The sequence below is a fragment of the Kitasatospora sp. NPDC056181 genome (genome assembly GCF_042266225.1).
In the GTDB taxonomy this organism is placed as follows: domain Bacteria; phylum Actinomycetota; class Actinomycetes; order Streptomycetales; family Streptomycetaceae; genus Kitasatospora.
The window spans coordinates 1-8,797 of sequence record NZ_JBHJUK010000243.1; the positions used below are offsets into that span (position 1 = coordinate 1).

Annotated in this window: 8 protein-coding genes; 6 read left to right on the top strand and 2 right to left on the bottom strand. The window is 74.5% G+C overall.

Annotated elements, in window-relative coordinates; all coding sequences use genetic code 11:
• The first annotated feature begins 154 nt into the window (after window positions 1–154).
• A complete protein-coding gene (locus tag ACFC1F_RS41640) occupies window positions 155–1,489 on the top strand; it encodes a DUF3533 domain-containing protein (protein WP_376166820.1) in 1,335 nt (444 codons plus the stop codon).
• Window positions 1,490–1,828: 339 nt separating this feature from the next.
• Here ACFC1F_RS41640 and ACFC1F_RS41645 read toward each other — a convergent pair whose 3' ends face one another.
• On the bottom strand, window positions 1,829–2,845 hold the full coding sequence (locus ACFC1F_RS41645) for an alpha/beta hydrolase (RefSeq protein WP_376166822.1): 1,017 nt from the start codon (window positions 2,843–2,845) through the stop codon (window positions 1,829–1,831).
• A gap of 75 nt (window positions 2,846–2,920) precedes the next feature.
• Between ACFC1F_RS41645 and ACFC1F_RS41650 the strand changes: the two genes are divergently transcribed.
• The 3 genes from ACFC1F_RS41650 (at window position 2,921) to ACFC1F_RS41660 (ending at window position 5,816) form a co-directional block, all read left to right on the top strand.
• Window positions 2,921–3,502, top strand: coding sequence for a TetR/AcrR family transcriptional regulator (locus ACFC1F_RS41650; protein ID WP_376166825.1), 582 nt, complete (start codon window positions 2,921–2,923; stop codon window positions 3,500–3,502).
• Between the two features lie 154 nt (window positions 3,503–3,656).
• Window positions 3,657–4,889 carry an MFS transporter gene (locus ACFC1F_RS41655; protein WP_376166827.1) on the top strand — a complete coding sequence of 411 codons (1,233 nt, stop codon included), beginning with the start codon at window positions 3,657–3,659 and terminating at the stop codon, window positions 4,887–4,889.
• Between the two features lie 270 nt (window positions 4,890–5,159).
• A complete protein-coding gene (locus ACFC1F_RS41660; RefSeq protein WP_376166829.1) occupies window positions 5,160–5,816 on the top strand; it encodes a GPP34 family phosphoprotein in 657 nt (218 codons plus the stop codon).
• A gap of 92 nt (window positions 5,817–5,908) precedes the next feature.
• On the opposite strand, the gene ACFC1F_RS41665 is transcribed toward ACFC1F_RS41660, so the two are convergent.
• Window positions 5,909–6,580: a GNAT family N-acetyltransferase gene (locus ACFC1F_RS41665; RefSeq protein WP_376166831.1), complete on the bottom strand. Its 672-nt coding sequence runs from the start codon at window positions 6,578–6,580 to the stop codon at window positions 5,909–5,911.
• Window positions 6,581–6,891: 311 nt separating this feature from the next.
• Between ACFC1F_RS41665 and ACFC1F_RS41670 the strand changes: the two genes are divergently transcribed.
• The gene (locus ACFC1F_RS41670) at window positions 6,892–7,476 is read left to right on the top strand and encodes a DUF4240 domain-containing protein (RefSeq protein WP_376166833.1); all 585 of its coding nucleotides are present in this window, start codon (window positions 6,892–6,894) and stop codon (window positions 7,474–7,476) included.
• Between the two features lie 81 nt (window positions 7,477–7,557).
• On the top strand, window positions 7,558–8,797 hold a 1,240-nt coding region (locus tag ACFC1F_RS41675; protein WP_376166836.1), incomplete at its 3' end, for an AAA family ATPase.

Consider the following 8,797-nt stretch of genomic DNA (forward strand, 5'->3'; position numbering starts at 1 on the left):
CGCGCGCCCCGCGCTCGCTCTCGGGCGTGTTCCCCGCGGCCGGCGCGCCCCCGGGCTCCCCGGGCGCGGCGGCCCGCGCGAGGCTCCGCGGTCGGGAGGCGGCCGAGGGCTACGGTCGGGCGGGGGCCGACCGAACGACGTCCACGGGAGAGCCATGACTTCGAACCGGCCCGCGGCCGGCGTACGGGCCTCGCAGGTGCTGCGCAACCCCAAGGTCTGGGTGGTGCCGACGGTCATCGTCGGCCTGGTGGGGTTCCTGCTCTCGCTGCTCTACATGGGCGGCATCATCAACCCGCGCGCCGACCTGCACCGGTTGCCGATCGGCCTGGTCAACTCCGACCAGGGCGCCACCGTGGGCGGGCAGCAGCAGAACCTCGGCGCGCAGATCACGGCCGGCATCGCGAACGCGCCGGACCCGGGGGACCAGGTCGACTGGCGGCTGCTCGACCGGGCCGGCGCCGACGAACAGCTGTCCTCCGGCAAGATCGCCGGCGCCCTGGAGGTCCCGGCCGGATTCACCGCCGCCGTCGCCGCCCTCGGTGCCCCGGCCGGCCCGCAGCCGCCGCCGCGACCGACGATCACCGTCCTGACCAACCCCGGGGTGGGCAGCCTGGCCTCGTCGCTGGCCTCCTCGATCTCCCAGGCCGCCGCGCAGCAGGCCTCGACCCAGCTCGGCCGGACCCTCACCGCCCAGGCGCAGGCGCAGGCCCAGGCTCAGGCGCAGCAGCCGTCCGGGCAGGCCAGCAGCGCCGGAGGTGCGAGCAACGCGGCGGCGCTCCAACTGGCCGACCCGGTGACGGTCGACGTCCAGGTCGGCCACCCGATCGGCCCGCACAGCGGTCTCGGCCTGACGGCGTTCTACTACACGCTGCTGCTCGTCCTCTGCGGCTTCCTGGGTGCGAACGTGATCAACAACGGCGTCGACGTGGCGCTCGGCTACGCGGCCAGTGAGCTGGGGCCGCTGCGCACCCAGCGCCCGCTGGTACCGATCGGCCGGACCCAGACGTGGATCGTCACCTCCGTGATGTCGGTCGGGATCTCGCTGCTGACCTCCAGCCTGGTGATGCTGGCGACCGTGGGGGTGCTCGGCATGGACGCCTCGCACCTGCCGCTGCTCTGGGTCTTCTCGGTCTGCGCCAGTTCGGCGGTGGGGCTCGGCACCCAGGCGCTGATCGCCGCGTTCGGCGGGATCGGGCAGCTGATCAGCATGTTCGTCTTCATCGCCCTGTCGCTGCCGTCCTCCGGGGCGACCGTCCCGCTCCAGGCCCTGCCGGAGTTCTACCGTGGGCTCGCGGTGTTCGAGCCGATGCGCCAGCTCACGGACGGCGTCCGGGCGATCCTCTACTTCGACGCGCAGGCCGACGCCGGGCTGGCCCGGGCCTGGATCATGATCGCGATCGGGACGGTGGCCGCGCTGCTCTTCGGCTTCGCGATGACCAGGTACTACGACCGCAAGGGCCTCCACCGCTTCCACCCCGAGGCGAGCTGAGCACCTGCCGCGGAGGCGGGCTGTGCGTGCCGCCCCGAGGCGGGCTACGCAATGACCGTGATCCCGACCGTCGACGACCACGGCCAGGGGTTCGCCGGCAAGGCCGCACCGGTCACCGGCGGCACCTCCCGCATCGGCCACTTTGCGCAGCGTGTCCGGATGCAGCCCCGCCCCACGAACGCTGCGCGCGTTGGAGCGCCGGCGCGCAGCGTGTCCGGATGCGGCCTCACCTCACGGGGGATGCGCGCGTTGGAGCGCCCGCGCGCCGCGTGCAGCACGACCTGCGCCCGCACCCGCAGGCGGTACCCGGTCTTGTGGCCGTAGGCCGGACTCGCTCGGTCAGCGGTCGCCGGGGCGGCCGAGGGCGTCGCGGAGGAACTCGGTGATCTCCGCCCGTGCCGCCTCGGCCTGTGGCATTACCGCCGGCATGCTGACGAAGGCGTGCGTGGTCTCGGGGAACTCCGTCAGCCGTGCCGGTGTCCCGGCCGCGCGCAGGCGCTCGGCGTAGCGGCGGCCGTGGTCGGCCAGCGGGTCATGGCTCGGCACCACCACCAGCGCCGGGGCGAGCCCGGTGAGACCGTCGGCGTGCAGCGGGGACAGCGGACGGGGATCGGTTCCCGAGGGGGCGGCGAGCCGGTGCAACAGCCGCAGTTGGGGAAGGGTCAGGGTCGGGCTGTGGGCGTGCTCGGTGACCGAGGGGTGGTCGAACATCGTCCCGGTCACGTCCGCGAGGGGGTTGACCAGCACCTGCGCCCGCAGGTGCAGGTCGGCCTGCCTGGCGCGGATGGCGGCCAGGGCGGTGATCAGTGCGCCGCAGCTCTCGCCGAACACGGCGATGCGCGCCGGGTCGACGCCCCAGTCGGCGGCGTGCCGTACCAGGTGGTCGAGCGCGTCCCAGCCGTCGTCGGCGGCGGCCGACAGCGGAGTGTCCGGGGCGAGGAGGCGGTGCTCGACCGAGATGACAAGGGCCGGCAACCGGGCGGCGAGATGGCTGTTGATCCAGTCGCTCTGCACCGCCGTGCCCACGAACCCGCCGCCGTGGACGTGGAGTACGAGGGGCAGGGCCGCCGCGCGGTCGGCGGAGCCGGCGCCGTGTTCGCGCACCGGCCGGTGGACCCGTACCGGCAGGCGGCGTCCGGGCAGCGCCAGCGACTGCCAGTCGATGGCGGCACCGGGGTCCGGCATCCCGGTGATCGCCCGCATCGCAGGCGACGCCCGCCTGCGGTTCTCCGTCTCGCGGTAGGCGGCCAGTTCCTCGGCGGTCATCGCCGCCCAGTCCGGCTCGCCCCCCAACGCCTGCTGCCGCAACCCGCTGCTGCTCGCCGACGGCTGCCGCGCCCCGCTGTCCTCGCTCATTCCTTCTCCTCCCCGTATGGTTTCGCTACCTCAGGTATCGATACCTAAGGTAGCGGAACTGGCTATGGTGAGGGAATGACCCGAACGCCTCCTTCCGCCCGACCGCCCGGACGCCCGCGCGCCGGCCTCGACGCCGAGGTCTTCACCGCCACCCTGAGCACCGTCCAGGAACTCGGCTACGCGCGCGCCACGGTCGAGCGCATCGCCGCCGCGACCGGCATCGCGAAGACGACGATCTACCGCCGCTGGCCGTCGAAGGGAGCGCTGATCGTGGACTGCCTCCTCGACGCGTTCGGCCCGCTTCCACTGAAGGAGGGTGCCGACCGGGCCGAGGTCCTGTCCGCGACCATCCGCTGGATCGCGGCAACGATCGGCGAGCCCGGGGTGGGCGACGCGTTCGCGGGCGTGTTCAGTGACGCCGTCAGTGACCGGGCCCTGCGCGAGATCCTCTCCTCACGGTTGCAGGACCCGTACCGCCTCGCCCTCCAGGACGCACTCGACGAGCCGGAGAACAGGGTCCTGTTCTTCATCGACACCGTCGTCGGAACCCTGCTCCACCGGATGGGCATGACCGGCGAACCGATGGTCGATGCCGATGTCGACGCCCTGGTCGAGATGGTCCTGCCGCACTACGCCCGCGGCGTCGGTCCGATCTGACGGTGGATCGCCGACCCGGCAGCGCAGACCGTTGCTGCGGCCGGCGCAGACGGCGTCGCGCAGGGCTCGGAGGTCACACGAGGACGAGACGGACATCGGCGTACGTACCCCCGCTGATCACCGACATTGACGATCCACGAGAAAGGGAGGCGCCGTGCCGCGCTCCGAACCACTGCCCCGCACCGTCCGCCTGCTGTTACTCGCCCGGGTCGTCAACCGAATCGGGGCCTTCTCACTGCCTTTTCTCACCGCGCTGATCAGCGCCGACCACGGCGCGAGCCTGACCACCGCCGGGGTGGTCAGCGCCGCCTTCGGGCTCGCGACGATCCCCTCACGGCTGGCCGGGGGACACCTGGCCGACCGAATAGGCCGGCGCACGACCATCGTCCTCGGGCTCTGCGGATGTGCCGCCGCACAGCTGGCGATCGCGGCCTCCGCGTCGCTCACCTGGGCGGTCGCCGGGGCGGTGCTGCTCGGGCTGGCCTTCGAGCTCTACGAGCCCCCGAGCCAGGCGATCATCGGCGAGTCCGTGCCGGAGCAACACCGGGTACGCGCGTTCAGCCTGTTCAGCGCCGCGCTCGCGGCGGGCGGCATGTGCGCCGGGCTGCTCGCCTCCCTGCTCGGCCGCTGGGACCTGCGCTGGCTCTTCGTCACCGACGCCGCCACCTGCCTGGCCTGTGCGCTGCTGATCCGGCTGGCCCTGCCCCGCGACCGCCCGGCACCGCCCGGAGCGGACCAGGACGACACCGCCGTGCGACCGCTGCGCGACCGCGCCCTGCTGAGCGTCCTGGCCACCGGAACCGCCTACGCCCTGATCAACCAACAGACCGTGATCACCCTGCCGCTCGCACTCGCGCGGCAGGGCCTGCGCGCCTCCGACGCCGGGCTGTTGTTCACCGCCGCCGCAGCCACCACCGTGCTCGCCCAGCCACTGATCCGCCTGCCCCGCGCGACCCGGCTCACCACGCCCGTTGCCCTCGCCCTCGCCCATCTCCTCCTGGCCGCGGGACTGACCGGCTACGCCCTCACCCGCACCCTGCCGGCACTGCTCGCCTCAGCCGCTGTGATGAGCCTCGGCGACCTGTTGGTCATGGGCCGCATCTACGCGCTCGTCACCGGCATCGCGCCACCCGGCGCGAGCGGCCGCTACCTGGCAGTCTTCGGCACCAGTTGGGGCGTCGCCGCGACGCTCGCTCCCGTCCTCGGCACCCAGCTACTCGCCCACGCGGGGACGACCCCACTGTGGTCGGCGATGGCCGCGCTCTGCCTACTGCTCGCTGCACTGCACCTTCGGTTGACACCGGAATCGGCCCGCTCACCGCAACGACGCGCACCGAAGGAGCGCAGGCCGACCAAGCCGGTGACGGCACCCGGCCCGCGACGCTGACCAGCAGCAGAAGGGACCGCCGCCCGGTAGCCGTGGCGGCTGCGTGGTGCGTGGTGCGTGGTGCGTGGTGCGCGGTGCGCGGGAAGGCCGGTCGCCGCGCGGTGATCCTGTCGAACGGCTGACCCGTCCCGTCCTGTCCCGGTCCCGCGGGGCCGGCACCTCGTAGGCCCGGGGGACGACGGAGGGCCGGCCGGGTGGTCCTGTGGTCGGAGCGCGGTTCCGGCCTCTGGGCCGACGCCGGGCGGCGCCGGGCTCCGTATCGTCGGTGGCATGAACAGACCGCTGCACCTGGCCGCGTATCTGCTGGCCTTCGACACGCAGGCACAGTCCCTGCAGGACCGCACCCGGGCCGGTTTCCTGCTGCGGGCGGCCGCCCTGGCCGAGCTCGCCCACCGCGGCGCCGCCGTCGAGGACGACGCGGGCCGGGTCAGGGTCGTGACGGCCGCCCCGACGGAGGACGGCGTCCTCGACGCGCTGCTCGCCGAGCTGGGCACGCGGCCGCGCACCTGGAAGGCCTGGATCAGACGGAGCCGCGAGGACACGCTGGAGGCCGTCGAGCAGCGGCTCGCCGTGCTCGGTGTGGTGACCATGGCGGACCGCGACCCCTTCGGTCCGGTCGTTCCGCACCGGGCGGTGGCGATGGCGGACCCGAGGGAGGCGCTCGACCTCCAGGTGCGGGTGGCGGAGCTCGTGCGCGGCGGCGGCCCGGTCGCCGAGACGCCGCCGTTCGCGGACGCGGTCCTGGCGGCGCTGGCCGCCCACGGACACCTGCGGCTGGTCCTCTCGCGGCACGACCGGCGGGCCCACACCGAGCGGGTCACGGCGCTCACCGACCGGTTGAAGGCCGAAACGCCGGGCCTGGCCCGGGCGGTGGCCGGGCTGAACGTGACGATGGTCGCGGCGCAGGGCGGGATGGGCGGCAGTTGACGGGACGGGGGTCCGGTGGCCCGGTGGTGCCCTCCCGTCGTCCTGCCGTCCTGCCGTCCTGCTGTCCGACGCTGGCGTCGGCGTCGGCGCGGTCAGCCCGGCAGCCGGATCGTGCCGAGCTCGTGCACCGGCAGGCCGGGGCGGAGAAGTGCCGGGGTCTCGAAGAGGGCCCCGGAGGCCATGCCCGGGACCGTCCTGAGGTACCGCCAGCCGCAGGAGCGGTAGTAGCGGTTCAGGCCGGGGTTGTCCGAACGCGCGTCCAGGCGCAGGACGACGGCGCCCGCGCCGGCCGCCCGGTGGCCGGCCCACTCGTGCAGCAGCCTGCCGATGCCGCGGCCCGCATGGGCACGGTCGACGATGCTCTTGCGCAGGTAGCGGGCCGGGACGGCGCGCTCCTCGGCCGTCCAGCGGCGCCTGCTCCCCCGAGGGCAGATGGTGCACGTGGCCACTGCCGGGCCGTCCGGTGTCAGCAGGGCGAGCACGGTCGCGCCCTTCTCGATGAGGGCCAGCCGGCGCTCGGGCCGGTCGGGGCCGGACCACTGCGGGTTGCCGTGCCGTCCGGCCACCCAAGCCGACGCCTCCCGGCGCCAGCGCGCGAGCAGTTCGGCGTCCTCCGGCACGGCGGCGCGGAGGTACAGGACCAGGGGCGGCGCCGCGGTGCTGCTGTCGGCGTCGTGGTCGTGGCTGGCGCTGGGGCGGGGGGCGGCAGGGGCGTCGGGGTGGCCGGGGTCGGCGGCGTTGTCCGGGCTGGCGAAGGTCCTCACCACTGGCGAACGAACCGACGGCGGAAAGGTTGTGCGCGCGCCGCGGGCACCGCGTCGGGCTCGTCCGAGGAGTCAGCGGCGCTCGACCTGCCCGAGCCGCCGGAAGTCAGCGTGCTGTACCAGCGGCCGTGGCCGTCGGGTCGGCAGGCTGCCCGGCGAGGGCGAGCGCCGTAGTCCGATCGTCAGCCCTCCCTGTCGCCGCCAGCCTCTGCCGACTCCTCCGGCCTGCGGGTCTGTCAGTGTGCGATGACATGGTGTGTTCCGGCGGACGACCACCGCCGATACCTCACTCCACGAAGGGCCGAGGACGCATGGGCACGACCGGCACGACCGATCCGGCTACCGACGCCGACGCCGACGCCGGCACAGGCGCGACCGAGGGCGGTCCCGGCGCCGACGGAGACCTGCCGGTGATCACCTGGGCGCGGTTCTGGGAGCTGATCGGGATCCTCGGCGGGCCGGCGGGGACGTCGACCTGCGACGACGTCGAGGCCGGCTGCGAGCGGCTGACCGAGGTGCTCGCCGCCGGACCGGTGGGCCAGATCATCGGCTTCGGCGAGCGTCTCGCCGAGGCGCTGTACCGACTCGACCAGGAGGAGTTCGGCACCCTGCCGGTCACCGGGATGGAGCGGCCCGGAGGTGAGCCGTTCCCGCAGTCGGACGACGGGTTCCTGTACGCGCGGGCAGCGGTCGTCGCCGCCGGCCGCGCCGTGTACGAGAGCGTCTTCGGCGAGCCGGACCGGTTCGCGCCGTTCACCGCGCGGCACTGCGAGGAGGTGCTCTACGTGCACGAGGAGGCGTACGAGCAGGCGACGGGGGAGGAGTGGGACAGGCTCACACGCTACGACTACGAGAGCTGCTCCAACCGGGACGGCTGGCCGCCCCCGGGCGACTGAACGGTCCTCCGCCCGCCCGGGGGCGGGCAGCCGGAAACCCGCTGGTCGACGCGGAGACGGCCCCCGTAGACTCCGGTGCTCGTGACCGAGACCAGCACCAACCCGACCGGCGCCGTCCACCCGACCGATGCCACCCGCCAGGCCGACGCCGTCCACCCGATCGGCTCCGTTCAGCCGACCGATGCCGTCCACCGGGCCGACGCCACCTGCCAGGGCACCCTCGCGGGGGACGCGCAGCTGATCGGCGCCGCCGTGGCCGCCGCCGGCCGGGGCATGATCGACCGTGAGACGGTGGCCGAGGTGGTGATGCTCTGTGCGGTCGCCGGTGAGCACCTGCTGGTCGTCGGCGCGCCGGGCACCGCCAAGTCCGAGGCGGTGCGGCGGGTCGCAGGCCAGCTGGGCGGCCGTTACTTCGAGTACCTGCTCGGCCGGTTCACCGAGCCCAACGAGCTGTTCGGCCCGGTCGACCTGCGCCTGCTCCGCGAGGGCCGGGTCGAGTTCGAGACCGCCGGGATGCTGCCCGAGGCCGACATCGCCTTCCTGGACGAGGTGTTCCTCGGCTCCACCGCCGTCCTCAACACGCTGCTCGGCCTGCTCAACGAGCGGGTCTTCCGCCGGGGCCGCACCGTCCTCGCCAGCCCGCTGCGGGTCTGCGTCGGCGCCGCCAACCACCTCCCCGACGACCCGGCGCTCGCCGCCTTCGCCGACCGCTTCCTGGCCCGGGTCTTCGTCGAGCCGGTGGCCGACGCCCGGTTGGAGGAGCTGCTGGAGGCCGGCCGGCGCCCCGTGGCCGCCCCGGCCCGTCCCGGTGACCTGCTCGGCGCCGTGGACCGGCTGGCCGCCGCGGCCCGGGAGTGCGACCTGGACGAGGTGACCCCGCTGCTCGGTTCCGCACTGCGCCGGCTGCGCGGGGCCGGGGTGCCGCTCAGCGACCGGCGGGCGGTGCGCTCGCAGAAGCTGGTCGCGGCGGCGGCCGTGCTCGACGGCCGGACCACGGCCTCCGCGCGGGACCTGTGGGTGCTGCCGCTGATCGCCCCGACCGCCGACACCCAGGCGCTGGCCCGTGACACCCTGGCCGACCTGATCGAGAAGGCCGCCAACCGGAGCCTGGTGCACGCCGCGGAGGAGCTCTCCCGCAGCACGGCGGCCCGGGCCGAACTGCTCGCCCGCACCGGCACCGCGCTGCTCGCCGAGCACCGCGGCCTGCCCGCCGGGCGCGACTCCCGGCTGCGGCTGGAGGCCGCGCTGCGGGAGATCGACGCCGGATTCGACCCGGCCGACCTGCCGTCCGCGCTGGCCGGGATACGCGCCGAGCTGGTCC

Bases quoted from the DNA above. Each gene is read 5' to 3' on its own strand.
- ACFC1F_RS41640 (WP_376166820.1), top strand. From the start codon at position 155: ATGACTTCGAACCGGCCCGCGGCCGGCGTACGGGCCTCGCAGGTGCTG.
- ACFC1F_RS41650 (WP_376166825.1), top strand. From the start codon at position 2,921: ATGACCCGAACGCCTCCTTCCGCCCGACCGCCCGGACGCCCGCGCGCC.
- ACFC1F_RS41670 (WP_376166833.1), top strand. From the start codon at position 6,892: ATGGGCACGACCGGCACGACCGATCCGGCTACCGACGCCGACGCCGAC.
- ACFC1F_RS41660 (WP_376166829.1), top strand. From the start codon at position 5,160: ATGAACAGACCGCTGCACCTGGCCGCGTATCTGCTGGCCTTCGACACG.
- ACFC1F_RS41645 (WP_376166822.1), bottom strand. From the start codon at position 2,845: ATGAGCGAGGACAGCGGGGCGCGGCAGCCGTCGGCGAGCAGCAGCGGG.